Origin of the sequence: Serratia microhaemolytica (assembly GCF_004011885.1) — a bacterium.
GTDB classification, from domain to species: Bacteria; Pseudomonadota; Gammaproteobacteria; order Enterobacterales; family Enterobacteriaceae; genus Serratia_G; species Serratia_G microhaemolytica.
Genome location: NZ_SBEF01000019.1, coordinates 37050 through 63446 on the forward strand (window position 1 = coordinate 37050; position 26397 = coordinate 63446).

Consider the following 26397-nt stretch of genomic DNA (forward strand, 5'->3'; position numbering starts at 1 on the left):
CCTAGCGGTCGGTGAGGGGGAACTCGTCGCGAACACGCCAGCGCCGTAAACGGTAGACCCATAACAGCACTTGCCAAAGCTGACGAAGGCCTCGGCAATTGATGATCATCGCACGGTAAGTGCCGCGCTGGAAAAATTCGGCGGTGATCTGTTGTTGTGCTTGCAACTCGGGTTCGCGTCTGATGGCATGACAAATTCCCAATGCCTCACGGGTGATCTGCCAAGGGAAAGCAGAACGAATGGCGATTTTTTTGCTATAGCGCTTATTTAACGCAGCCAGCATGTCAACAATTTTCATATAGTGGCGCTGATACTCCACATTAGCTTGGCCGACACGGGGCCGATTACTGATTGAGCGATCATGGATGTATTGACGATACAGCGGTTGGCTGAGGTATTTGACTCGCTGTGCGTTGAACATCACTTCCGTTGTCCAAGGAATATCCTGGTGATGCAAACCTGGCTCAAAATAGCACTGATGCTGACGAATAAACTCCAAGCGATAAACCGCGAGCCACACGACATGAATAAATCTTTTAGTCTGTAATGCACGTTGCAAAAACTGCGTTCCTGAAATGACTTCACTGTCCTGCAACCGCTGCTGAGGAATAATCAATGACCGCTTGCCACTGTTGGCAAAATAGCGCTCACCATTGCACTGCATGACATCCAACTGATACTGCTCAGCTTGTGCGAGTAGTGTGGAGTAGAGTTTAGGTGACAACAGATCATCAGCATCGGGAAAGGCAATATATTTTCCTGTTGCGATGGCCAAACCGGCATTACGTGCGCAGGAGACACCTTGATTAGTTTGATCAATTACCTGGATATGGGGGTATTTTTCAGCGTATTGATGTGCAACCTCTGCTGAGCCATCGGTTGAGCCATCATTGACCAGTATCACTTCTAACTGCTGCTGTTCTTGTGCTAATAGCGATTGCAGAAACGGTACAAACAGCTCGCCAGGATTGTGTACAGGCACCACAACGCTCAACATCGTTGACATAATCGACTCTCTTAATATAAAAAACTGGAAATTTACACTGGTTTTTTATCTTTAAAAAACAAATTTAACTATTTAATAGTTTTTTTATCCATTGCTAAGCAAGTAGCCCCGGTGCTGATAAATTATGTCAGGCAGAGCAAACAGGATATCAATCAGCACAGCAATCGCGTGCAGAAAGCGGACTATGTAAAGGATAGTCATCATTGAGTGATTATTGGCTTTATCTTGACTGCCAAGGTTGATAATGCTGCGTGGTTTGAGGCAACGGCGACAACAGTTAGTCAGTATCACTTTGATTTAATGAGGGTAGTGAAAGCTACCCGTTGGGAGACTGGAACAATAAGCGGGTAGGCGGCACGGCTTTTCGCTGCGCGTCATCAGAACAGCAATTTGCTGCTGTTCATATTTGTTCACGAGCGATAAGTTATTAAGCCAGACGACTCAACGAAGATGACTTGGCCAGCGCTGGAACAGATCTTCTGGCAGTTCGAGGCCAAGCTGATCAACCACACGATTCACCGTCTGATCGATAATGTCTTCCAGCCGCTTCGGTTGATGATAGAAAGCCGGGAGCGGAGGCATAATAATCGCACCCAACTCAGCTGCCTGCACCATCAAACGTAAATGGCCGAGATGCAGGGGTGTCTCGCGCACACAAAGCACCAGAGGGCGACGCTCCTTCAGCGTCACGTCGGCAGCACGGATCAGCAAGCCGTCATCATAGCCATTGGCAATACCAGAAAGCGTTTTGATTGAACAGGGTAAAATCACCATACCGCATGTTTTGAAGGAGCCGGAAGAGATAGCGGCAGCAATATCACGCACATCATGCACCACATCAGCCAAACGCTGCACATCACGCACACTGAGTGAGGTTTCCAGTGCCAGGGTTTGCCGGCCTGATTGACTGATCACCAAATGGGTTTCCACTTCGGCGACTGCCTGTAACACCTGCAACAGGCGCACGCCGTAGATAACCCCACTCGCGCCCGAAATACCGACGATCACTCTTTTGGTCATGATTTACGCTTCCGTTAAAAAACGAAAAGCACCAAAGGGGCAACCTCTGGTACTTTCCTGGGTACTTTATCGTGTTAATCTGTGGTTGCAGTGCTCACCGTTTTAACGATCAGCCTTCGTTATGCAACTCCAAATTTTCGGCCTCTGCCTGACCACGCAACGCCTTGGCGTCATCATTACGCAGTGCTTGCAGATACTCAAGATAGTCGTGATCAACATCCTGAGTGACATAGATGCCATTAAACACCGAACACTCAAATTGGGCAATATCGGGATTCTCTTCCCGCACTGCGGCGATCAAGTCCTCCAGATCTTGAAACACCAAACCATCAGCCCCGATCAACTGCCGGATCTCATCCACCTCACGCCCGTGCGCGATTAGCTCAGTCGCGCTTGGCATATCAATGCCATACACATTAGGGAAGCGAATTTCAGGCGCGGCAGAGGCAAGATAAACCTGTTTTGCACCGGCATCACGTGCCATCTGTACAATCTGTTCTGAGGTAGTGCCACGTACAATCGAGTCATCAACCAGCAGCACATTTTTGCCATGAAACTCTGCACGATTGGCGTTCAGCTTGCGCCGCACCGACTGACGTCGAGCCTGTTGCCCTGGCATAATAAAAGTACGACCGACATAACGATTTTTCACAAACCCTTGGCGATAGGGCTTATTCAGGATACGTGCAATTTCCAGCGCGATATCACAGGACGTTTCTGGAATAGGGATCACTACATCGATGTCGAGATCTTCCCACTCACGTGCAATCTTCTCACCCAGTTTCTGGCCCATGCGCACGCGCGCGCTATAGACTGAGATCTTATCGATAAAAGAGTCCGGACGGGCGAAGTAGACATACTCAAACAGACAAGGATTGCTCTTGGGGTCGCTGGCACATTGCTGAGTAAACAACTGCCCAGAGGTGGTGATGTAGATTGCTTCACCGGGAGCGACATCACGTAAAAACTCAAAACCGAGCGTATCTAACGCGACACTCTCTGAAGCGACCATATATTCACAACGGCCATCATCCAGCAGCCGTTTACCCATCACCAGCGGACGGATGCCATTCGGATCACGAAATGCCACCAAACCGTGCCCGATGATCATGGCAACACAGGCATAAGCGCCCCGCAACTGTTGATGCATCGCGCGAATCGCGGCAAAAACGTTCTCGGCTTCCAGCGGATAGTGTTGAAAACGGTCCAGTTCTGCCGCCAGCACATTCAACAGGATTTCAGAATCGGAAGTGGTATTGATATGACGACGTGCGCGTTGGAATAGCTGTTGCCGCAACTCATGAGCATTGGTCAAATTGCCATTATGTGCCAGTGAGATACCAAACGGTGAGTTAACATAGAATGGTTGAGCTTCAGAGGCACTGGAGCTACCGGCTGTCGGGTAGCGTACATGACCGATGCCCATATTGCCCTGTAGGCGCTGCATGTGACGGGCTTCAAAAACCTCTTTTACCAAACCATTGGCTTTACGCAAACGAAACCCGTTATGGGGATCGATGGTGACAATACCTGCGGCGTCCTGCCCACGGTGTTGAAGCACCGTTAATGCATCATAAATCGACTGGTTTACCGGCATAAAACCGGCGATACCGACAATACCGCACATGTTCTGTTTCCTCTCAACAGCAACTAACGCCCAGGTAGCTGGGCTGGCAAGAAGCTTGACGCATTTTGCAAGTGTTCGAAAAACCACTTGATAATATAGCTAAAATGGGGAATGAGGCGCGAATTCTGCCAATCTGAACTTTGTGACAGCGTAGTAAAACTATCGAGGAAGAACAGGATCGCCGCGACGATCAACACCCCGCGTAGAGCACCGAAACAGACACCCAACACGCGATCAGTACCTGATAATCCAGTTTTTTCTACCAGTGTCGCAATAACAAAATTGACTAATGCACCCACAATCAGCGTAGCGATAAACAAAATGCTGATTGCGATGCCATTACGCAGCAACTCATCCTGAAAATGGGTGAAGTAGGCGGCAAGATCGAGATAAAAGTGGCTGGCAACAAAGAAAGCAGCCCCCCAGGTGACCAGTGACAGTGCTTCTCGCACAAAACCACGGATCAGGCTTACCAACGCCGAAAATCCAATCAATGCGATGATGATGTAATCAACCCAAACCATGAATATACCTTTAATCACTTGATGTAGCGGGAGTGGTGTTCGTCAATCCAGAACAACAGAAACGATGATCCACCTGCAACGCCAAGTCCGTTCGGTATCTTCCTACTGCAACTCGTCTTGCATCCCATTCGCGGCGAATTCTAACAGAAAAAGAAAACGTTTGCGTAGTTGATTTATCGCACTGAGTGGCAAGTTACTTTGGTGATCGCGTGGTGCAAACGACACCGCACCCGCGATTGATAGAGACTATTGCCAGCGCGAAACAAGCAAACCACTAGGGCCAACTGATCACGGCGGTTGCTTGCGCAGTGCCATTACCGTATTGGCGTGATCCATTACTACACAGCACCCAGGTCAGTGGAATCGGATTGGCACCAACAGCAATATCACTGAGTTCGATCGGTTGATTATCAAACATAACCTGATTGCTATTGTTATCGTTACAATTGCTTATTCCAACTGCACGTATTGCACGGATCTCAGCCAACACATTGTCGGCGGTATCTTTCAACGCTAAGGTATCGGGTGTTCTTCCTTGATCACCGGCAAAGGCAAGATTAACGGTCGCACGATTAGTACCACTCCCGTTATCATTCACTGAAGCGCACTGAACATTCAGTTGTGAAGGATGCACCGCGATCACCTGCTTATCTGTGTTTTGATTGTTCACAGTACCAAAAGCAACGTTACTATCCTGAAACGCCAGTGTGCAGTCGGTTGGCGGACCGATACGGATGGTAGAAGGTGTTAATACTCGGGTATAGCTGGTATTGGCGCGTATACCAAAATAGATAGATGGAACAGCGACTGAGCCATAGGCAGCCTCTGGGCCAACATATAATGAAATTACACCATTGGCGACGGTTGCCTTCGGTAATGTTTTTTGCAACCTGGCTCCCGCCCATCGATCTGATGCTGACAAACACCAAGGTGTGGTTGACTTTGAATTATTACTAGAGAAAACGCCATTAGCACCAAACACTCCGGTGAGTACCGTGTAGGTGCTACTGGTCAGGCTTGAGTTAACATAGTGATATCCGGTCATGGTACCGGCCTCAATCACAAGCAACACATCGTTTGCTAGACGGAATCCAGTGACATCCTGGTTGGAAAGTTTGCTGAATGCGCTGGCTGCCAGGCAGTTATTGATCCCGGTAGTGCTTGGTTGCACATTACCGAAATAGGCGGCCCAGGCTTGACTGGGCAGTGTTGGCGTTACCCAAGCGCCGTCGCCAGGAGAGGCGCTGGCAGTGAAAGGCGAGCTCCAGACTTTACCCGAACCAGCGGTATAAAGTGTTGCCGGCACGCTAGCTGCGAATGCAGTGTTGCTGGTCAGCAGCAGCAGAGCCAAACGCAGAGACCATTTTTTATAAAAAGAGATAACCGCTGTATTGGCTAAAAAATCGCTTACTGTGCTGTGACGCAGCTCATCACTAATCGGTGCCTGGGTTGTTGACAGAGGATAGTTATAAGATATTTGAGTATTCATTATCCGCCCTAGGTTGTAATTAAACAAATTTGCCTGAAACTATTGTTGTTTTTTATTGTTTGTCGAACGTGCCGCCTAGATAACAGATAGACATTAGCCGACAGCCATGAACCTGTGATCACGGATTTTTGGTTAATAACTTATCCAGTACCTGGCTATCTTCAATTGCCATCTGGTCTTTGGTCATGGCTCAAAATTCTGTCTGCCCCAGCCTGAAACCACGTTTATCGGGGTAAACACTAAGCCAGACATATCTTGTTTATTTTTTAGTGTGCATGGGTTGACGAAAGATGAAATTTTAACCATAAAATGGCAGGGCTATTTACCTGCCATATCGCTTAGTCACCGTTTCTTAAAATATAATCCAAGCTGAATCCATTCTGCAACATTTTAAACTAAAAGTAAAATTTTAATTCCAAAAAATCAATACATAATGTTATATAAATGTTCTTTTTATCGGCTTTTTGACTGATTTACAAGCAGGTTACACTATCGAGCGGTATTAAACTGGCAATCACGCCAAAACAATCGGTGTGACAAACTGGCGGTGCGGTGCAAAACAGTACACAGCAAGATGAAGAGATTGGCTGCTAGCCGACAGCATTTTGGCCGATGTTGTGACAGAACAACATGAAATAACAGCGCAACATTAAACAAAGCAAAGAGAGCGGCTAAGGTGTGATAGCCGCTCTCTGATCATTGAACCCTATCAGGGCCAACTGACCGTTGCCACCGCTTGTGCGGTGCCGGAACCGTACTGACGTAAACCATTACTGCACAGTGTCCAGGTCAACGGGATTTCGGTGGTACCGACCGCAACGTTGGCAATGTTACTGCTGACATTGTTAAACAGCACTTGACTACTACTGGTAATCGAACAGTTACCGCTGGCTAACTGTTTGTCACCACGTATCTCGGCCAGTATTGATCCGTTACTGTCTTTCAGTGCCAACGTGTCAGTGGATCTGCCAGGCTCGCCAGCAAAAGCGAGCTTGAGGGTGACGCGATTAGTACCGTTACCGCCATCATTGACGACTGGGCACTGGATATTGAGCTTAGAGGATTCGGTTGCCAGCACCTGATTATCAGCGGTGACATTATTAACATTACCAAAGTGAATATTTTGGTCTTGAAAACCGACAGTACAGCTGGTGGGCGGAGAGATCCTAATTGACGAAGTATTGAGGATAGTATCAAAGTCAGTATTCACACGAATACCAAAATAGAGTGCAGGAATGGTGATCGAACGAGAAGGGGCATTTGGCCCAATATACAAGGCCACCCTACCACCATTCAGCGTGGCGCGTTTCAGTGTCGGTTCCAACCGAGCACCGGGGTAGCTGGCACTGTACTGATTTCCCACACACCAAGGAGTGGTCGATCTGGAGTTATTACTGGAGAATAGCCCCGTGCTTGCAAAGGTGGCGGTGGGGCTATAAGTGGTAGGAATATAATCGTCAGCCCATATCTTATGGTTACCGGTTATAGTGCCTGCCTCGATCACTAAAAGCACATCTTCAGCCAGCCTCAGCCCAGTTACGTTTTGATTGGAGAGCTTGTTAAATAGGCTACTGGCGACACAGCTATTGAAACCGCCGATACTTGGTTTCGTATGGGTAACATAGCCGCCCCAAGGTTGGCTAATGGATGTCGGGTTGACGAAAGCGGCGGAACCCGGTCCGGCTGAACTATTGAAATTACCACTCCAAACTTTACCCTGACCGGCATTATAAGGCCCTAGAGGTATAGTTAATGCGGCATAGGAGTGAGCGTTAGTGAGAGAAAGTAGCAAGCTAAAAAGGCATCCATATCTTTTAAGCGGTTTTCTGTTTTTAGTTGACTGGTCACTGCCTGCTGTTGTGATGTATTGAGCGAGTATGCAGATTTTCTGCTGTGGGTATCGACGATACAAAAAACTGTTCATATAACGACCTGGATCTTATAACTAATAATTTAAAATCAAAAAGATATACTTGTTTTTATAGTGCCAGATAAGCATCGGCTGAGCGTTATATTGTCAAATGTAAGAGGTTGTGTATAGTGTTTCAAGGCTGATAAATGGTTTTATTTTGTACTACATTAATATTGCAAGCATTTTAGTTATCGCGCAGCAGTCGCACACAGAAAACTAAAATTATGATTTAAAATCAACACCTTGGTTGACTTTAACTGGATTGAGCCAGCCTACAATCTGGGCTATCTGTCTGATATAAAAGACGACAGCAGCAATGGCTCTGCGTTTAACCGTGCTGGTATCATCGGTAACAGTCTCATACACAGAAGGGCAACTGAGACGGTGTTGATCAACCAAGCAGCCATCGTCTAGGCTATCGGCAACTGCACCAACACGCTCAGCGGATCTTCGTTGTGTCTACAGCAATCGATTGAGGAGGGCTTGACCACGACGGCTGTCGCCGTCGAGTAGGGTAGGGGATAATTCAGCAAAATGGCTGCTGACAGGCAGCAGCACATTGACCAACCAGTCATCACAATTGCTCGGCAATCAATTGCTAATATGCTGCATCACCGGTTTTGCTGGTCTTTCTGGTAGCACAATACCACGGCTGATCTCATCGGCAGCAAACGGCACTTTAACATCACAGCGATAGGTGGCTTGACGCAGCGGTTTATCTGGCGAAGTCGCTATTTTGGCAATATCGAAGTTAACCCAGCACTGGCGACTCACGCTCTCGCCCCACTTCACCAGCAAGGTGCCACTTTCAGGTAGCCCAGTCATATAGACCTGACCGGCATCACCGACAATACTGGCATTCTCCTCACCAGTGACCGCATCGGCCAATGCTGCTATTGCACCAAAAGGCACCACGCCATTACCGTGTTGCAGCGTCATCAAAACTTGATAACCAATACGGGTAGCGAAATTTGCTGCCACCACTGCACCTTGGGTTGGAATAACCGTGGTGTTGGTGTGTGCCACATCGGTTCCTTCAGGTAATGAACTCGGATCAATTGCGATATTATTTCTCATGTAATCAGAAAGATAAGGAATTACCGCATAACCGCGCCAGTCAGTCAGCTCGTTGGAAACCTCGACACCAGCAGCACCGGGCACCCGCACTACAGCGATCGACTCACCCAATGAGCGCGTTAGTGTCACGCCACCGGAATGAAGCACCAGACCACCACTAAGGTTGATATTAACCGACTGCGCTACATGACTGTGGCTATAACCAGTGCTCAGGCTACCCCTGCTGCCCTGGTAACCAATATTGAAGCTATTGCTGGTAGCCTGATCCTGATTACCCCAACTTTGTGAAGCGGAATAAGAGGCGCGTCCATCAAGCAGACCGCCAGAGATACCGGTCTGATAAGAAGTTTGTCCGCTACTATCACGCGTTGCTGAAGCCGTGGCATAAACTGATTGCAGATACTGAGCATAACCAAACACACTGAGCGGAATACTGACATTGAGCGACAACTGGCGGTTCTCAGGCCAGTTACCGTTACGATCTTTGATTTGATCGATACTGTAGTTGACGCTATAGCTAACGCCTTTAAAACTGTTGTTATAACCTAATGCCAGACCAGTTAATTTCTGTTCAGAAGCCCAGAAGTCATCGCGGGTAGCGCGCAGACTGACGGATCCCCAACGGCCCAACTGCTGGCTGATCTGGGTCTGGAAACTGCTGCGTCGACGCTGTAACGACCAGGGTGCGGCACCGGCAGTCAGCTCGAAATTTTTGCCATTGAACTCATTAAAGTTATAAAAATCGCGCGTAGAGTAACGCAGTGCTGTCAGGTCGATCGAGGTACCACTGGCGAGCATACTTTTCGAGTAACGGATACGGTAGGATTGGCCACTTTTGGCAGTTTCATCCTCAAATTTTGCTATCGAGTGTGTGACATCGGCAGAAAGCGCACCAAAATGGCTCAACGAGATACCAAAGCCCAAGTTAATCGCCTGATAGTCATTACTGCCCAACAGGCCACCATAAACGGTCACACCATTTGATAAACCATAAATACCACTGCCCATGGCAAACAGCGCTTGCCGTGACTGGCTGGTGATATTGCCGCTATAACGGCCGGTGACCACCTCATATTTCCACGCTCCGGGGCGCAACATGACCGGTAGCGAAGAGTAGGGCACCACAAACCGGCGTTCAGTACCATCCGCTTCGGTGATGGTGACATCATAGTTACCTGACAGGCCGGATTGAGGCAGACTATTGATATTAAACGGGCCAGGGGCAACATAGGTTTCATACATAATATTACCGTTCTGACGTACCGTAATACGCGCATTACTGTTGGCGATACCACTGATCGCCGGACTATAGCCGCGAAGCTGGCTAGGTAACATCTGCTCATTAGAGTTAAGTTTGACACCACGGAAATAGAAACCATCAAAAATATCGCCGCTGGTGTTGCTTTCACCTACCAGCAACGAAGAGCGCAGCTTGGCAATATCACGATAAAGATAGGTGTTAGAAACACGGGTGGTAACGCTATCGGATTGTGCATTTTTACCACTGTAGTTAATGTGTGCGTGAGTGATCGAACTGCGCAGACGCCACGGCCCTACATTGATACCAGCACGCACATTGGCAAACAGGTTGGTATTGGTTCTTTCTTGTTGATTATTATTGTTGTGACTGGCACTGATGTTGTAACTCATCATGGCTGCAGAAATGCCATCATCCCATTGACTAGGATCAACCACACCACGTAGCTCAGTACGCATGGCAATCTGCGGTACACTGACATCAAGACGCAACCGAGGTAAATCGATGCTGGTAGTTGCCTGAGGGATCAATGCCGCCAGATCGTCAATGATGCTCTGCTCTGACAACTCTTTGAACTCAGGCAATTGAGCAACATTCACCCCCCATTTTTCTAATTGAGCTGGCGTCAGTCCCGGCGCGATTTTTCCTTGACTGTTTTTCTGAAAATTGAGCGTGTACTGTCCTGCGGTACGATTGTTCACGAATACCGTCACAGTATATTCACCGGGCGCGATCCCACCAGGTAGCGCAAAAGGTGAGAGATCAACATTCGGTTTCACCGCACGCTTTACGCCAGGATCGCGTAAAAAGCTGGGATCGAAATAGTCTTCTGCCCAGGCCGGTGCCAGAGCGAGTAGTAAACAGCAGGATAATGACTGGCGAAGAAAATGTCCCCTTAAAGATATCCGCTGGCGAGGGGAAAAAGAAATTTTCATAATTAATCTACCTATCAAATTTAAGGCTGTAGGTTTATGGCATAGATATATCTGTTATCACCGGTTAAGGCGCTACAGCAATGTTATGAATTAACCAACAGAAACCGGCTTGCCTTGCAGTTTCTCACTGAATAGAGAAACAACGAGAGGAGACGTTCCAAGTGAATCCCGAAATGGCTTCTTAACTTCATTCAAATGCTATTTGATTAGCCTTATTTTACTGGCCTGTTATCTCTGGCTTGCCCTCATTGGCCGAGCTAATCAAACCGACTGGAAAGGCGGAAAATACTACCCGTAGCGCCAAACCAGAAAGCCATCTCACCGTTTATTACTCATAAACAAATCTGAAAGTGACCGTCGCATTGAGTGTGCCGCCACGCAGATTGACTCCGGTGACACAACTACCACAAGATAAGCGCGCCTCAAGTGTTAACGGGCGATTTTCCAGTATTTCAATCGGCTCCTCTGCGGTTGCTAATATCAATTTATCGAGATTATCAATCGCGTTATTCTGCCCTTGTTGCACCAGACGAATGCCATAACCTTTTGAATAGTCAGTAGTGCCCTCATTATTGCGAAACAGTGGAATACCCGCACTGAAACTATCACCAGAAACCTGAAGTTTCGGCACTAGCCCACCGGCACCGGCGCAATCACTAAAAGACAGCGTTAATAACTGCGGGTCAATACCGCTTTCTCCTGCCGCAATAATGGTGCTAGAGGAGATACTGTCAAATTGGATCGTGGCTCGGTCTACCATCACTGAGCAACTTCCACCGGTGAGGGTAGCAGAGAAATTAACCGTGGCTGATGCTGAGCCAGCAGCGTGAATTTGCGTTGCTTGTGTCAGTAATAACCCAGCGGTGAGCGCCGAAAAAATGCCACACTTTTGAAAATAACGATGCATTTTACCTCCTGGCGGTTTAATCAAAAGCAATGCTAAAGGTTAATGTCGCCTTGATTGCACCAGGGGTGACATTATTACTGCCTGCACGCACCAAACCGAGTAAAAAGGATTCATCTTGCACGGTATCAGCCACCGCAATTGGCGTAAGAGAAATTGGCACATTATTATTAATCGCTTTCGCTTCATCATAGAAATTGGCCAAGTCAATCGCCTCATTATTGCGACGAACCATAAAACCACTGCCAGTTGATAATGACTCTGCATCACGGAAAATGGCACTACTGCTATAAGGTGTACTGCCAGTGACAGTCAATTTCGGTGTGGTCGAGCCAGAACAACTCACGCTGGCGGTTAATGGCAATATCGCCACTGCACTGTTAGGTTTAAAATCGATGGCTTTATGTAGGCCAAACTCTAATACGCTGTTTGATAATTCGATTTGGCAAGTGCCATCAAAAATTTTGGCTGCGAAATTAACCACCGTCGACTCTGCAGCAAACAGCGCTGGTGGCGTAGACAAGCTGATTAACAGCAAGGCACCCGAACTAACGAACCGTGCCATAAAATGCCTCCGTTGCCCCGAAATCGTTGATCGCTTTCCACTCCACTTTGCCCTGTTGTGGTGCATTGATGTAAATCTTATGGCTGAAAGGGGCGATTAAGGTTTCACCGTCAGCAATGTTCAGTGATACCACGCTACCTGCAACATGTAGCGTCGACAGGGTAATGTAATACGGGGTAGGGTTATTCACCTTTAGCCCTTGCTCTGAGCGGGAAAACTGTAACATTCCCATCGCTTGACGTTGGGAGAACTTCAGTCCCGCCGGGCGATAGAACAGTTTGATCACGGCTGCGGTTGCGACTTTCAGCGTACCGCCAATCACTGGAGCTTCATTGGGAGAAAGTTTTTTACCTGCTGGCATAGCCAGGCTGCGGAAATAGAAAATGGACTCACGATCTTGGGGTAATTTGCCACTTCTCTTCATCACCAGAACCTGATTGGTGCTGCCAGGTTCCAAACGGAATAGCGCCGGTGTAACGACAAATGGCGTTTGTGTTTCAAGGCCTTGTAGATCCCGTGTTACCTGTGCTTTTACCAGATAAGGTTGTGGCGATGAGGCCGCACTGGTGACACCAACACTTTGGCCACGGGAATCGTTACTGGCGTGAAAAACAATCCTTGAACTATCAATAGAAATCCCTGCGAGTGCGGGGCCGCTCGTGGCGCCGCACAAGCTCAATAATACCCCGATTTTTTTTATCTTTTTCAACAGAGTCATTTCAGCCACTGCAAAGCAATAATATCAATTATCGAGGCGCCGAAATGGCTCGGCGCCAAACAGAGTTACTCACTTGCCCAGGTGGTGCTTGATGCGGTTTGAAATGGCACGACACGTGTTATCGGTCAATCAACACCACCTGTGACAGGCTGCTGGTGTTAAACCCAGCAAAGTCAAACTAGTTCACAATATAAGCAATGGTAATAGGGGCTTCATATGAACCGGCAGCGGGTGCAACAGTGGTAGAACCCATGCCAACGATAAACTGATAGTTACCCCCAGCAGCTTTGGTCACAGCCAGCGCAACACCGTTATCGACTTCGATCTGTGCTTTGGCGCTATCTTGGATCATAAACCCAACGCTATCAGCTTCATCAGAGACGAACAGCTTAGTGCTGTCAGAAGAAGCAACACCTTGAATAATTAGCGTACCGTTTTCATCAGCATCACAGTTTTCCAGTAAAACATCCAACGGCACCGCGCCGAGTTGGGTACCGGCAGCGAAATCACCTGATTTGTAAACACCCACGTTAAGCGACGGCTGACCATTGTTAGCGGTTACGTCACAGGTGGTATTGGTGATGATACCGGTCAGGATCACATCATCGGAAGGTGCTGCGGTTGCGCTCAGGCTGGTTGCAGCAAGAGTGGTGAGAAGTGCAACAGAAAGTGCATTGATTTTTAAAGACATAGTCATACCCTTGGTTTACATTAAAAAATAACTAACGATTAAAAAATAACTGCTCTCTAGCAGAAACTTCTTGCCAAACAGCGAACTGCTTGGAGCATGAAGATACTAAACGGTTGATTAACCGAAAAACTTTAATAATTTAGCTAACTTAGCTAGATTCTTTGTTAGGAGTTTATAAACAATTACTGAAAACTTAAAACTGTTATAAACTATTAATGACGGACATATTAATAGATGAATGATCTGGAAGTAAAGTGATTTGTGTGTGTTTTTCAGTTTTAAATGTTGTTATTTTTTGATGATTCAAAAGGTGAAATGGCTGATCAAGCGATTTTTTGTTATTTATCTATTTGAAAATAAAGAAAATACACAGTTTATTGCGCTGTTAATGTTCATAGAGGTTGAATCTACTAAAAAACAGCATGTTGTATCGCTAAGTAGTACAACTACGGTTGCTTGTTTGTTGAGGCTAGCCATCTGGAGGCGCGCATGACCAGTATGATACAGATGTGCTGTGGTTGTGCTTTATCACATTGTTATAACTATAAATTATTTCTTTGATTCGCCAAGATAGACAGCAATAAGCGGTGTTGTAGGTGATCGGGAGAGCGGAACGAAGGTGTGAACATCAGGCGTGAAACGCCGAGGCTGCCCGGCATAGAATTAAAAAGCTGGAGGGGATGCCTCCAGCTTAGCGACTATTTTTGGACTGATTTTTTGCTGCTGACGCTATTTAGCGTCAGCAATTAGCTTCGCTATTTGGCGTTACAGGAGTAAGTTGCCTGGCGCAACGGACGATCAGGTGAATTGCTCAGCGTTGCGACATTAAAGTTCACCAAACATTGGCGATTGTCTGTTTCGCCCCATTTCACCAGCAGCGTGCCGCTTTCAGGTAAACCGGTCAGATAGACTTGACCCCCATCGCCAACAATACTGGCATTCTCTTCATCACCGGCAGCATTCAACACGGTTGCCATCGCACCAAACGGCACCACGCCAGAGCCATACTTCAGCGTCATTAATACCTGATGACCGACACGGGTAGCAAAGTTCGCTTTCACAATCGCGCCGTGGGTTGGATAGACGTTAACGTTGGTTTGTGCCACATCCACCCCTTCTGGCAGTGAACTTGGGTCAATACCGACACTATTTCTGACATAATCTGTCAAGTAAGGTACCACCGCATAGCCACGCCAGTCGGTTCGCATTGTCTCGCCACCCACTCTGACATTCGGTGCTTGAGGAACATGAACCAGCGCCATCGATTCACCCATAGCACGCGAGAAAGTGACGCCACCGCCGTGAACCAACAATCCGCCACTGGCGTTCATGTTGACTGACTGTGCAGTATTACTGTAGCTGTAACCGGCACTGAGGCTACCTCTATTACCTTGATAACCGGCATTAAGGTTAGTACTGGTTGCCTGCCCCTGATTACCCCAGTTTTGTGTCGCACCGTAAGAGACACGACCGTCGAGCATACTGCCCATCAAACCGACCTGGTTCTGTGTACGGCCGCTATTATCATGGGTGATTGAAGCGGTGGCATACATCGACTGCAACTGTTGTGCATAACCAAAGACACTAAACGGAACGCTGACACTGAAAGAGATCTGACGATTCTCAGGCCACTCGCCTTTACTATCTTTGACTCGGTCAATGTTGTAGTTGATACCGTAACTGATGCCTTTAAAACTATTGTTATAGTTGAATGACAACCCGGTCAGAGAACGATCGGAACCCCAGAAATCATCGCGATTAGCACGGAAGCTAAACGAACCCCAATCCCCCAACTGCTGGCTGATCTGGGTCTGCAAGCTACTGCGACGGCGCTGTAATAACCACGGTGAAACACCTTCAGTCAACTGATAGTTGCGGCTGTTAAACTCACTGAAACTATAGAAATCACGTGTTGAATAGCGCAGCGCTGTCAAGTCCACTGTTGTACCGCTAGAGAGCGTACTCTTCGAGTAGCGTAAACGATAAGATTGACCGCTTTTATTGGTGTCATCTTCAAATTTGGCGATCGAGTGGGTGACATCGGCAGAGATTGCACCCAAATAGCCCAATGAAATACCGGTCCCCAAACTGGCTGACTGGTAATCGTTAGCGCCTAACACACCCGCATACAGGGTAAAGCCTTTTGGCAAACCGTAGACACCGGTTCCCATCACAAACAGCGCTTCACGTGAACTGTCGGTGAGGTTGCCATCATAACGCCCAGTGGTGAGCTCATACTTCCAGCCACCAGGGCGCAACATCACTGGCAGTGAAGAGTAGGGCACCACAAAGCGGCGCTGAGTGCCATCGGCTTCAGTGACAGTGACGTCATAGTTACCGGATAGCCCAGCCTGCGGAATGGTATTGATAGAAAATGGCCCTGGAGCAACATAAGTCTCATAGACCACATTGCCACTCTGACGCACGGTGATACGAGCGTTACTGTTAGCAAAGCCGGACACTGCGGGGCTATAACCGCGTAACTGCACTGGCAGCATCTGCTCATTTGATTTCAGTTGCATCCCCCGGAATGAGAAAGCATCAAAAACATCACCACCGGTACTGGTCTCACCGAGCAGTAAGGTTGATCGCAACCTGCTGATATCACGATAGAGATAGGTATTAGAAACACGAGTGTCCGATTTGGTGCTATCTGGCTGGTTAACGCGGCCACTGTACTCAATACGCGTGTGAGTCACGGTGCTACGTAACCGCCACGGGCCAACGTTGGCACCGGCACGCACGGTACCAAACAGCGTGTTAGTTTCAGTTTTATTGTTCTGACCAGTGTTAGTATTACGCCCGGCACTAAAACTATAGTTAGCGGTCAACGCAGAGATACCATCTTGCCACTGTTCAGGATCGACTACGCCACGCAACTCTTGCTGCATGGCAATTTGTGGCACGCTGATATCCAAACGCAAGCGAGGCAGGTCAAGCTTGGTTGTTGCTTGCGGTATCAATGTTCCGAGACTGTCGATCTGAGCATCTTTCGCCAGATCTTTCAGTTCAGGAACTTGAGTCACATTCACTCCCAAGGTTTCCAGTTGGACCGGCGTCAGCACCGGTTCGACTTTACCTTGAGCGTTTTTTTGGAAGTTAAGCGTATATTGTCCAGCACTGCGCTGGTTGATAAATACCCAAACGGTATATTCGCCGGGGGCAATACCACCAGCTTCAGAAAAAGCAGAAAGATCGATATCGGCGCCTTCGCCCATATCTTTCAGAAAGTCGGGATCGAAATAGTCAGCCGCCCAAGCGGGAGAAAAAGTTAGCAATAAGCACCAGGTTAGCGGGTGCTTAAGAAAATGGCCTCCCAAAGACAGAACATGACGTGGGGGGGAGTAAATTTTCATGGTTTTGTTACCCATCAAATGTGAGGCAGTCGCTTTGTTCAACGCATCAAACAGCATCAATATTTCGTCACCGTATCAGTGGCATCTCAGGCTGCATAAGCCATTGACTTGAACGTGTTAAGCCCCGTAAATAATCTCTGGTGCTGAAAATGGCTACGACGGATTAACATCTAGCCCAATCGAACTGATTACTCATAAACAAACTGGAATGTCACCGTGGCATTCAGATTGCCGCCGGTTAAACCAGGCCCTGGGGTACAACTGCCGCAGGATAAACGTGCTTCAAACGTGAGCGGCCGGCTTTCCAGGACAGAAATTGGCTCGTTAATATCAGCGAGCGCTAATTTATCAAGATGGTTGATCGCAGTATTCTGCCCTTGCTGAACCAAGCGAATACCGTAGCCTTGCGAATAGTCACTAGCCGCATTGTTATTACGGAACAATGGAATACCGGCAGTAATAGTGGTGCCGCTGACTTGAATTTTGGGGATTAAACCGCCAGAACCGGCACAGTCGGAAAACGACAGCGTCAGCAATTGAGGATCAATGCCGGTCTGCCCAGCAGCAATAATCACCGAAGAAGAGACACTATCAAATGGAATAGTGACGCGATCAACCGTGACATTACAGGTGCCACCAACCAGTGTGGCGGAGAAATTTACCGTGGCACTGGAGGAACCTGCAGCCTGAACATTATGAGTGACGCTCAGTAACAACCCGGCAGCAATGGCTGATAAAAAACGGCGTGATGTAGGATTATTGTGGTACATCTCATCTCCTGCGTGCTTAATCGAAAGCAACCGTAAACGTTAATGTGGCTTTGATTGCACCTGGGGTGACTGTCGTTGTTCCTGAACGTACTAAGCCAAGTAAAAAGGGCTCATCCTGTGCGGTATCAGCGGTGCCAATCGGTGAAAGCGCAACCGGCACATTGTTGTTAAGTGCGGCGGCTTCATCGTAAAAACTACCGAGATCGATGCTGCCGGTATCACGGCGCACCATAAAGCCAACGCCATTGGCTAATGAGTCTGCATCACGGAAAATGGCATTACTGGTATACGGCGTGGTACCGGTAATGGTTAATTTCGGTGTGGTTGCAGCAGAACAGTTGACTGTCGCAGTCAACGGCAGTATCGCAACTGTACCGTTCGGTTGAAAATCCATTGCCTTGTGCAAGCCAAATTGCAATGTATTATCAGAAAGTTGGATCTGGCAGGTGCCGTCAAAAATTTTGGCGGAAAAATTCACCACTGCCGACTCTGCCGCCCACAAGTTGCTGGAGAGCAGCATGCTTGCCATCACGATAGCCGCCTGCCGCTTAGCGTACTGAGCCATTAAATACCTCTACTGCACCAAAATCATTGATGGCCTTCCACACCACTTTGCCCTGACGCGGTGCTTTGGCATAAATCTGATTGCTAAACGGCGCAATCATGGTTTCACCTTTTGCGACATTCATCTCAACACTGGTGCCTGCGATCTGCAGGGTAGACAGCGTAATGTAGTAAGGTGTTGGATTGGTTACCTTCAGTCCTTGATTAGTGGCTGAAAACTGCAACATTCCCATTGCTTTGCGTTGTGGAATGCTGAATCCGGCCGGGCGATAAAACAGCTTCACCACTGCGGCGGTTGCCACTTTTAGCGTGCCACCGACAGCAGGCACTTCATTAGGCGACTGCCGATTCCCTGCGGGCATTGCCACACTGCGAAAATAGAACAGCGATTCGCGATCCTGCGGCAAATTACCTGCTTTTTTCATCACCAGAACCTGATTGGTACTGCCAGGCTCGAGACGAAACAGCGAAGGAGTGACCACAAATGGTGTTTTGGTGTCAGTGCCTTGGAGATCACGCGTGACTTGCGTTTTTACTAAATAGGGTTGTGGTGAAGAGGCGGCGCTAGAGACACCAACACCTTGGCCACGCCCATCGTTAGCAGCGTGAAAGACAACTCGTGAGTTGTCGATAGAGATCCCTGCCAGTGCTGAGGTGGTTGCCAGAAGCAATAGACTCAGTGAGACCCCTATCTTTTGGATAATTTTCAAGATAGTCATTTCCGTCATAGCAAAGGGAATGTATGAAAACGCCGGAATGATCCGGCGTTAGGGACGCATATCGTTACGCTGAACTTAGTTAACGATGTAAGCGATAGTGATTGGCGCCTGGTATGAACCTGCAGCAGGTACTGCATCAGTAGTACCCATACCAACGTTGAAGCTGTACTCGTTAGGACCAGCGCTGGTTACGCTGAAAGCAACAGTACCGTCGATAGCCATTTGTGCGTTGTTGCTGTCTTGGATCATAAAGCCAACGGTGTCAGCAGCATCAGCAACGAACAGTTGGCTGTTAGTTGCAGCAGCAGTACCTTGGATCAGCAGTTCACCACTCTCATCTGCACAGTTTTCCAGAGTAATAGGCAGAGTAACTGAACCCAGTTGAGTGTTAGGGGTGAAATCAGAAGCCTTGTAAACACCGACGTTCAAAGTTGCCAGGCCGCTGTTAGCAGTGACATCACAAGTAGTGTTAGTGATGATGCCCTGAAGCAGAACATCAGCAGAAGGTGCTGCGGTAGCAACCATGCTTACGCTGCTGATAGCAGTGAACAATGCAGCTGAGATTACGTTGGTTTTGAAAGACATAGTATTACCCTTGGTTTATATAAAAATTAACGAATAACAATAAACAACACTAATTTGCAGAGGGTACTCGCCAGATGACTTACGTCGCTAGAGAGGACATACCCAGTTATTACTGACCCTACAAAATTTCGTTTTTAAGCTTAATCGGTTAAGCAACGAAGCGAAGTCTACGGGGAATGTTAGAAGGTGTGAAATCGTTATAATCTATTAATGATGAGGCTCATGATAGGTTTTTAGCTCGATTTTATGCATTGTGGCGATATATTATATCGATATTTGGCAATAATACTGAGCATTTTCAATATGATTGGTTGGGCAGAGCGAGAGGCGCTGAAGCGTGCGCGAAGTAACGCCCGATCTGAATCATTAGGTGATTTAATATATTGATTTTAGTGGTATTTGTTGAATTTTGTAAAGATGAGTATGGTTATTACGCTGGCTGTTAGCATCAATAAGTGTCAGTAACCTTGTGCTGATCAATATCACATTGTTTCCTGAAAATTTTTACTGTTTCTGACACCGTGAAAAAGTAAAAGAGTAATGATTAACAGTGGCATATGAAGCAAGGCTCCTGCATTGGAGCCTTGGGGGGAGGATAACGATTTGATCTCAATATTGCTCTTGACGGGTAACAGCTATTCGGCCAGCACGCTCTGCTGTGGTGGCGAGACGACACTGATGGCATCGATCAGGCGCCATTTCACCTTACCACTGGCATTTTTAGGTAATGGATAACTGTGTTGGCCAAATGGCGGTAGCCAGTTGGCCAGTTCGCTACCGGCTACTTCTTTGTCGCCAACGGATAATGAATAGAAGGTAATATAGAAAGGTGTACTGTTGGTGACAGTAAGCTGGTCACCACGTTTTTGAAAACGCAATTTTTTTGCCAAATATTCAATATCATCACTGGGCAAACCGATCGGACGGTAGAACATCTTCAGGTTATTCTGCATTGCCAGTATCAGCCGTGCCTCTTCTGCTGCGGGAGCCTGGCTAGGGATCGCTTTCAAGCTGAGGATAAACACTGACTCACGGTCTTTGGGCAGTTCATCGCGGGTAAGACGAATCAATAAGCTTAAATCTTCATTAGGTTCAATGCGTTGCAGTGGCGGTAGCACAATGAATGGCACATCACTCGGTACTTCACTGCTCTCCGCTGCTGCGCTGTTCCAAGGCAAAACCCGTGACTGTAATAAGTAAGGGATAGTGGTGTTGTTGGTCACCTTGAAGGTGATGCCATTTTTTTCCGCCGCAGAGTAAAGCACCCGGGTCGACTGTAACGTGATCCCCTTCTTCTCTTGTAGGCTGGCAGCAGATGCCACCAAAGGGATTGCTGAAGCGATCAATAGCAACAGTGCGGCTACTGCAACGGGAAAGACAAGCCGCATCGATTTAAGGGAAGAGGATTGTTTTAACAACATGACAACTCCTTATTGGCTTAACGTGGCATGGTATTCACTACTTTCGCCACCAAAATCAGTAATAACAGTCCAAGTCACTTTTTGTGCCTGACCGGTGATTAGCGCATTTTTCAGCGGATAGTGCTGTGTTGAAAAGGGAGAAACCATAGCACCAATCTCACGTACATCGATCGCTTTACCATCCAGTTTTACTCTTGCCAGCGTGACAAAGTAGGGCGTTGGATTATGAACCCGCAACTGCCCGCCACTGTGTTGAAATGTGAGTCTTCTTGCCGCAGTCTGAACCGGTTCTTTAAGGCCAGCAGGGCGATAGAAGAGTTTAATAATTGACTGAATACCGACTGAAACCTGAGCCGCAACATCATTGCCCTGATCTTCATTCATTTTGGGTGAAGAAGGGATCGCCAACAGGCTGAGATAAAAAACGGATTCACGATCAGTAGGAAGTGCGCTGGTACCATTACGTACCACCAACACAGAACTCTGGCTCTGCGGCTCCATACGGAACAGAGGCGGGGTGATCATAAACGGTTGAGCGGCACGATTTTGTGCATCAGCCGGATTCGGGCTGGCGAGTACGCTGGATTTAATCAGATAAACGCGATCGCTCTGGTTGTTGATTGTTGCTTTGGCATTCTGGTCTTTAGCATTAAAAATAACCCGTGTCTGTTGCAGTTGCAGCCCACCACCTGCGGCTTGTAACTGATTGGTTTGAAAAATAACACCAACCAGTAACAAACTGGTTAACAGCCATCGATGAAGTCGAACATAATCAGTCATAGGAACTCCTGTTACTCGTGAAAAACCAAGTGCGCTACACTGGCATTCGGATCGCGCTTAGTCAACCATGTCAAGACAGTAAATATAGTTAATTATATCGATTATGATTATGGCCAGCTGATGGTTACGATAGCTTGTGCTGTTCCTGAGCCATATTTACGTGATGCACTACTGCACAAGGTCCAGGTAAGTGGGATTTCAGTCAGTCCAACACCGACATTGGCAATACTTACCGGCTGGTTATTAAACAAGATCTGTTCGGGGTGTGTGTTGGTGCAATCACCGCTACCGCTGGCACGAATACCGCGTATTTCAGCCAATGTCTCCTGACTGGTGTTATGCAGTGATAGGGTGTCGGCACTGCGCCCCAACAGACCATTGAACGACAATTGCAGTGTCGCTTGCCCAGAGCCGGTCTGATTGTCGTTGATGCTGCTGCACTGAATGGTTAATTGCGAGGGATAGGTCGCCAAAACCTGCTGATCAGCCAGTGGATTGGTGACAACACCAAATGCCACATTATTATCCAGCACACCGATCGTACAGTCAGTCGGTGGGGTGATGGTGAACTGGGAAGCAGTCAGCACCTCCCTGACGCCTGTTGCGGTACTAATATAAGCTGCGCCAAGACCTATGCGAGGGCTGTTGACAGTGCCGATTGGTGCATTGGGGCCGATATAAAGCTCGATGATGCCGGCCATGGTTCCTCGGTTATCCGATAGACGTACAAAAGCGAACAGCCCAGGTGGAGCATCAAGCGTTCCAATACACCAAACTCCGTTGCTGACAGCGGTAGTACTGAGCTGACCATTATTCAACCAACTACCTGATACCGTTCTGAGCCTCAGCTCTGTGCCATCCACATCGCGCTCATAATAGTCACCTCGCATGGTGCCACTGGTCATACCGAGGATCACATCAGGAGCCAGCTGTAACCCGGTCAGCATCCCATCAGAAGAGGTGCCATAGCGTGAGGGATTGATACAGGTTTGAGTGGTAGTGAAGGCATCGGTGAGCATGCCACCCACTCCCCAATGCGCGAGTGGTATCGGAAAAGCGGGGCTTCCTCTTGCAGTCCAGCTACTGCTGATCCGAGTAGACCAGACAAAACCGCTACCCGGTGAGTAAGTCCCACTTGGTCCAGCCGCAGCAGTGACATCTTGAGGAATGCAGCACAATGTCAGTATGACTGATAAACTCCAATGCAACTTTTTTCTTAATGAAGAAATTCCCATCTGTGGGTTCCTAAAGTACGTGTGTTATCAATATGATCTCTGGCCAGCGCTGTGGCATCAAATTATCAATAGTACTTAAAGTGTATCCTGCTGCGATCAGTGTAGTTCAATTGCTAAATATTGCAGAATGGCAACTCAATTTTCTTACTGAAAAGTAGTGTGACGCCATATTCACCAAATGCAGTTCTCAATTTGGCTGCTTGGATTGAGTCTATATTAATTGATTATTTATCAGGTAATTATAATTTACCGATAGCCAGTTACTCAGTAGATCATTAACGGCACTATTAATAGGTGAGTGGATATGATGACAGGCGTATCGATTTTATGTTCAGTACGCCACAAAGCATGAAGGCACAAGAGAGGAAAGAAGATAACGACCAGCACATCAGTCGCTAATAAAAAGCAAATAAAATAATTGGGATAGCGTATCTAGGGCAAGATCACCAACGCTTTTTAACCCAAAACAGTGTTTGACCTGATCGCAGGCCTATGTTCTTCCCCTCATCAAAGCAAAAGCATTGTCTAGCGCCTCCCCTCGCAAAAGGGGAGGCTGGGCGGGGGTTATTTCAAAACAATCAAATAGTTTACAACCCGAATGGCGTTTTTAACTAACACGTTGCAGGTTATGGCCAACTCAGTGTGGCGATCGCTTGCGCAGTACCGTAACCATAGTTGCGAGAGCCGTTACTGCACAGTGTCCAAGTAAGCGGGAGATCGCTGCTGCCAACCCCCAGATTGGCAATGGTGACCGGTTGATTGTTAAACAGGATCTGCTCACTGTGCGTGTTGGTACAATCGCCGCCACCGGTAGCACGAATGCCGCGTATCTCGGCCAGTGTCTGCGCAGTATTATCATTCAGTGCCAGGCTATCGCCGCTACGGCCAAGATTACCATTAAACGCCAGTTGCAGTGCGGTTTGACCACTGCCGCTCCCACCATCGTCAACACTGTTGCATTGCACCGTCAGACGCGAGGGGTAGGTGGCCAGTACCTGCTTGTCGGTCAGTGAGTTATTGACTGAACCGAAGGCGACGTTGTTATCCTGAAAATTGACCGTGCAATCAGTGGGCGCCATGATGGTAAATTGTGAGGCTGCCAACATCTCCCTGACACCAGGTATCGAATTTCGATAGGCTCCGCTGTGCGCCAACCGTGGACTGGCCACTTTGCCTAATGGCGCTTGCGGGCCGATGTAGAGTGACAGGGTTCCGCTCATGCTGCCTTGATCGTTCGAAATACGCTGACCCGAATAGATGCCGGCTGCATGATTATTGGAGGAGATACACCAAGGGCCGTTACTCAGCGCGGTGCTCACCAGACGACCATCGCTAGACCAACTGCCTTTAACGGTAGAGGTTGTTTTAGTGTTGGTGGATTTTTTTACGAGGGTATATGAACTCTGCATAGTACCACTGGTGATACCCAATATCACATCAGGTGCCAAGATCAGACCGGTCAACACACCATCAGAGGAAGTGCCAAAGCGGGCTGGATCAGGGCATACATTGTTGGTACTGGAAAAATTATCGGTGATCATTCCGCCCCAGGCGGCAGTATTGGGCATGGTCAGCGTAGGGCTGTTGATACCTTGCCAGCTTGAACTGACTGAACCCGACCAGACAAAGCCACTACCAGCGGTAAATGAACCGCTGGGGCCAGGAATGGCACCAGCGTACTGTGCGCTGAACAGCAATAGCAACAGTGCCGGTAACTTCCATTTGTTGTTACATGATAATTGAATAATTTTCATCTAGATACCCTGATGTTAATTTTCGGTTTGCCAATATCAGGTAACAGCCCTAAACAAGGCGCCACCTAACGCGATAAATTTGGTTAACTTTGTTGATTTATAATTATTTTTTTGTGGCTTAATTGAATGTCAAATTTCACATCTAACCTCACTGCTGTTATTGAAGGCCGTAGTTTGGCGATCAACAGCGGATAGAAACTACAGTATTCTCAGTTGTTAAGGAGCTTGTTCATAAATTAAAAATAAAATGGCAACTAAAACAACCTATAATCAGCTAGGCGATTAACTTGCTGAAAAATATTGTCTGTCATAACAATTGAATCGATATCGCTGACAGTGGCTGAGGTAAGCTTTTGTTATTGTATGCAACAGCAAAAAACATATGTAAAAATGTTGCAAATAAATAATAAGTTTGTTTCTGAGTTGATAGGGATATTTTCATTTCTCTTGTCTCGCCAGTTAATTTTTAACTTTTTATTAAATTAATCTGGTAGTTAACGCTAAGCAACCTGTTGACTACAATAAACCAAAGGGAAGTGAAAGGAAAGTGGAAATATGTAACTTCGCCGAGTGAAATATAAATTCAATTGGTTATATTTATTCTGTGTCTAAATCAAAAATAACAGAGAAATATCAAAAAAAATGGCTTCCATTTGGAAGCCATTTACTTTTCCTGACCGATTAGGCGCAACAGAAAGAAAATTCAATGAGCTAGTTCACTGCAAATCAACCCACGCAGTAACAGTGTTAAGCCAATAAAAGCTAAACGTTGATAGTCTATGCCCTACGTCGCCAACCCACTTGAGTGGGGCAAACGCATGAACGTTTTTTAGCCGATTATTAACTAAAGTTTGTTCTGTGCCACAATACGAGGAGCCAGGTAGTTCCCTCCCCTTAATAAGGGGAGGGTTAGGGTGGGGTGTTAACGCATTTGATGATTTTAAAATAACCCCCTACCAACCTCCCCCTTTGCAGGGGGAGGGGCTAGACATTTCTTTTGTTTTTAATAAAAAAACTGTATTGCCTGAGTCATCAACATGACAGATACAGAATCATGGAAAGGCGCAAAAAATAGAAATTACCTTTACCTTTGTATTTCAAGAGAGGATATTTCAGTAAAAATAATGCTTTATTATTTCAATGGGTTACTAGGTTAGCTTATCGATAATGCTGGTAAAATAGCCAATTAGGAAAATTTACTTTAATTATTGTTATCAATCAGGGAGAATGATGCCTGCATCATCCTACCCCCACAGAGCAAATTATAGAGGGGAGAACAGTGCCAAGGGGTGAACCACCTGCAACATTCATGGCCACGGAACAGTAACCGCAGGAGACGACAACGATGTCGACAACACCCAACGGAGAGCCGCTGGGGGCGCGGCTCGGCGCCTCAATAGTGGGCCGGATGCAAGGGTTGCAACGGCTACAGGGCGAACAACAGCAGCGTGAACAGCAATTTGCTGCGCTAAGCGCACAGCGTGCCG

General features: G+C 47.4%; 20 protein-coding genes. All 20 read right to left on the reverse strand.

Going from position 1 to position 26397, the window contains the following annotated elements; translation table 11 throughout:
- Position 1: 1 nt before the first annotated feature.
- Positions 2 to 1006 (reverse strand): glycosyltransferase, encoded by a 1005-nt coding sequence (locus tag EOJ37_RS08145; RefSeq protein WP_127959434.1) that lies wholly within the window; start codon positions 1004 to 1006, stop codon positions 2 to 4.
- Between the two features lie 441 nt (positions 1007 to 1447).
- Complete coding sequence (locus tag EOJ37_RS08150) at positions 1448 to 2026, reverse strand: UbiX family flavin prenyltransferase (RefSeq protein WP_127959435.1); 579 nt, start codon at positions 2024 to 2026, stop codon at positions 1448 to 1450.
- 109 nt (positions 2027 to 2135) lie between these two features.
- A complete protein-coding gene (gene purF, locus EOJ37_RS08155; RefSeq protein WP_127959436.1) occupies positions 2136 to 3653 on the reverse strand; it encodes an amidophosphoribosyltransferase in 1518 nt (505 codons plus the stop codon).
- A gap of 23 nt (positions 3654 to 3676) precedes the next feature.
- Complete coding sequence (gene cvpA, locus EOJ37_RS08160; RefSeq protein WP_127959437.1) at positions 3677 to 4177, reverse strand: colicin V production protein; 501 nt, start codon at positions 4175 to 4177, stop codon at positions 3677 to 3679.
- 274 nt (positions 4178 to 4451) lie between these two features.
- Complete coding sequence (locus EOJ37_RS08165; RefSeq protein ID WP_127959438.1) at positions 4452 to 5666, reverse strand: hypothetical protein; 1215 nt, start codon at positions 5664 to 5666, stop codon at positions 4452 to 4454.
- A 709-nt stretch (positions 5667 to 6375) separates the two neighbouring features.
- Positions 6376 to 7458 carry a hypothetical protein gene (locus EOJ37_RS08170; RefSeq protein ID WP_127959439.1) on the reverse strand — a complete coding sequence of 361 codons (1083 nt, stop codon included), beginning with the start codon at positions 7456 to 7458 and terminating at the stop codon, positions 6376 to 6378.
- 711 nt (positions 7459 to 8169) lie between these two features.
- Positions 8170 to 10848: a fimbria/pilus outer membrane usher protein gene (locus EOJ37_RS08175; protein ID WP_127959440.1), complete on the reverse strand. Its 2679-nt coding sequence runs from the start codon at positions 10846 to 10848 to the stop codon at positions 8170 to 8172.
- A 328-nt stretch (positions 10849 to 11176) separates the two neighbouring features.
- Entirely contained in the window at positions 11177 to 11755 is a 579-nt protein-coding gene (locus EOJ37_RS08180; RefSeq protein WP_127959441.1) for a fimbrial protein, read from the reverse strand.
- Between the two features lie 16 nt (positions 11756 to 11771).
- Positions 11772 to 12317, reverse strand: a complete 546-nt coding sequence (locus EOJ37_RS08185; RefSeq protein ID WP_127959442.1) for a fimbrial protein — start codon at positions 12315 to 12317, stop codon at positions 11772 to 11774.
- A complete protein-coding gene (locus EOJ37_RS08190) occupies positions 12301 to 13035 on the reverse strand; it encodes a fimbrial biogenesis chaperone (protein WP_127959443.1) in 735 nt (244 codons plus the stop codon). Before EOJ37_RS08190 ends, EOJ37_RS08185 begins: the two co-directional genes overlap by 17 nt.
- Positions 13036 to 13213: 178 nt before the next feature.
- On the reverse strand, positions 13214 to 13726 hold the full coding sequence (locus EOJ37_RS08195; protein ID WP_127959444.1) for a fimbrial protein: 513 nt from the start codon (positions 13724 to 13726) through the stop codon (positions 13214 to 13216).
- A 755-nt stretch (positions 13727 to 14481) separates the two neighbouring features.
- Positions 14482 to 17139 carry a fimbria/pilus outer membrane usher protein gene (locus tag EOJ37_RS08200; protein ID WP_240651685.1) on the reverse strand — a complete coding sequence of 886 codons (2658 nt, stop codon included), beginning with the start codon at positions 17137 to 17139 and terminating at the stop codon, positions 14482 to 14484.
- A 131-nt stretch (positions 17140 to 17270) separates the two neighbouring features.
- Positions 17271 to 17852 carry a fimbrial protein gene (locus EOJ37_RS08205; protein WP_127959445.1) on the reverse strand — a complete coding sequence of 194 codons (582 nt, stop codon included), beginning with the start codon at positions 17850 to 17852 and terminating at the stop codon, positions 17271 to 17273.
- Positions 17853 to 17868: 16 nt separating this feature from the next.
- A complete protein-coding gene (locus EOJ37_RS08210; RefSeq protein ID WP_127959446.1) occupies positions 17869 to 18417 on the reverse strand; it encodes a fimbrial protein in 549 nt (182 codons plus the stop codon).
- Complete coding sequence (locus EOJ37_RS08215) at positions 18401 to 19135, reverse strand: fimbrial biogenesis chaperone (protein WP_127959447.1); 735 nt, start codon at positions 19133 to 19135, stop codon at positions 18401 to 18403. The genes EOJ37_RS08210 and EOJ37_RS08215 overlap by 17 nt, the downstream gene beginning before the upstream one ends.
- 75 nt (positions 19136 to 19210) lie before the next feature.
- Positions 19211 to 19720: a fimbrial protein gene (locus EOJ37_RS08220; RefSeq protein WP_155522485.1), complete on the reverse strand. Its 510-nt coding sequence runs from the start codon at positions 19718 to 19720 to the stop codon at positions 19211 to 19213.
- A 635-nt stretch (positions 19721 to 20355) separates the two neighbouring features.
- Entirely contained in the window at positions 20356 to 21141 is a 786-nt protein-coding gene (locus EOJ37_RS08225) for a fimbrial biogenesis chaperone (protein WP_240651684.1), read from the reverse strand.
- A gap of 9 nt (positions 21142 to 21150) precedes the next feature.
- Positions 21151 to 21921 (reverse strand): fimbrial biogenesis chaperone, encoded by a 771-nt coding sequence (locus EOJ37_RS08230; RefSeq protein ID WP_127959448.1) that lies wholly within the window; start codon positions 21919 to 21921, stop codon positions 21151 to 21153.
- Between the two features lie 107 nt (positions 21922 to 22028).
- On the reverse strand, positions 22029 to 23156 hold the full coding sequence (locus tag EOJ37_RS08235) for a hypothetical protein (protein WP_127959449.1): 1128 nt from the start codon (positions 23154 to 23156) through the stop codon (positions 22029 to 22031).
- Positions 23157 to 23782: 626 nt separating this feature from the next.
- The gene (locus EOJ37_RS08240; RefSeq protein ID WP_127959450.1) at positions 23783 to 24910 is read right to left on the reverse strand and encodes a hypothetical protein; all 1128 of its coding nucleotides are present in this window, start codon (positions 24908 to 24910) and stop codon (positions 23783 to 23785) included.
- Positions 24911 to 26397 lie beyond the last annotated feature (1487 nt).

Excerpts from the sequence above, each read along its gene's own strand:
- EOJ37_RS08180 (WP_127959441.1), bottom strand. The coding sequence starts at position 11,755 with ATGCATCGTTATTTTCAAAAGTGTGGCATTTTTTCGGCGCTCACCGCT.
- EOJ37_RS08150 (WP_127959435.1), bottom strand. The coding sequence starts at position 2,026 with ATGACCAAAAGAGTGATCGTCGGTATTTCGGGCGCGAGTGGGGTTATC.
- EOJ37_RS08200 (WP_240651685.1), bottom strand. The coding sequence starts at position 17,139 with ATGCTGTTTGATGCGTTGAACAAAGCGACTGCCTCACATTTGATGGGT.
- EOJ37_RS08240 (WP_127959450.1), bottom strand. The coding sequence starts at position 24,910 with ATGAAAATTATTCAATTATCATGTAACAACAAATGGAAGTTACCGGCA.
- EOJ37_RS08215 (WP_127959447.1), bottom strand. The coding sequence starts at position 19,135 with ATGACTATCTTGAAAATTATCCAAAAGATAGGGGTCTCACTGAGTCTA.
- EOJ37_RS08235 (WP_127959449.1), bottom strand. The coding sequence starts at position 23,156 with ATGGGAATTTCTTCATTAAGAAAAAAGTTGCATTGGAGTTTATCAGTC.
- EOJ37_RS08185 (WP_127959442.1), bottom strand. The coding sequence starts at position 12,317 with ATGGCACGGTTCGTTAGTTCGGGTGCCTTGCTGTTAATCAGCTTGTCT.
- EOJ37_RS08145 (WP_127959434.1), bottom strand. The coding sequence starts at position 1,006 with ATGTCAACGATGTTGAGCGTTGTGGTGCCTGTACACAATCCTGGCGAG.
- EOJ37_RS08220 (WP_155522485.1), bottom strand. The coding sequence starts at position 19,720 with ATGTCTTTCAAAACCAACGTAATCTCAGCTGCATTGTTCACTGCTATC.
- EOJ37_RS08225 (WP_240651684.1), bottom strand. The coding sequence starts at position 21,141 with ATGTTGTTAAAACAATCCTCTTCCCTTAAATCGATGCGGCTTGTCTTT.
- EOJ37_RS08165 (WP_127959438.1), bottom strand. The coding sequence starts at position 5,666 with ATGAATACTCAAATATCTTATAACTATCCTCTGTCAACAACCCAGGCA.
- EOJ37_RS08230 (WP_127959448.1), bottom strand. The coding sequence starts at position 21,921 with ATGACTGATTATGTTCGACTTCATCGATGGCTGTTAACCAGTTTGTTA.
- cvpA (WP_127959437.1), bottom strand. The coding sequence starts at position 4,177 with ATGGTTTGGGTTGATTACATCATCATCGCATTGATTGGATTTTCGGCG.
- EOJ37_RS08195 (WP_127959444.1), bottom strand. The coding sequence starts at position 13,726 with ATGTCTTTAAAAATCAATGCACTTTCTGTTGCACTTCTCACCACTCTT.
- EOJ37_RS08175 (WP_127959440.1), bottom strand. The coding sequence starts at position 10,848 with ATGAAAATTTCTTTTTCCCCTCGCCAGCGGATATCTTTAAGGGGACAT.
- EOJ37_RS08190 (WP_127959443.1), bottom strand. The coding sequence starts at position 13,035 with ATGACTCTGTTGAAAAAGATAAAAAAAATCGGGGTATTATTGAGCTTG.
- purF (WP_127959436.1), bottom strand. The coding sequence starts at position 3,653 with ATGTGCGGTATTGTCGGTATCGCCGGTTTTATGCCGGTAAACCAGTCG.
- EOJ37_RS08210 (WP_127959446.1), bottom strand. The coding sequence starts at position 18,417 with ATGGCTCAGTACGCTAAGCGGCAGGCGGCTATCGTGATGGCAAGCATG.
- EOJ37_RS08205 (WP_127959445.1), bottom strand. The coding sequence starts at position 17,852 with ATGTACCACAATAATCCTACATCACGCCGTTTTTTATCAGCCATTGCT.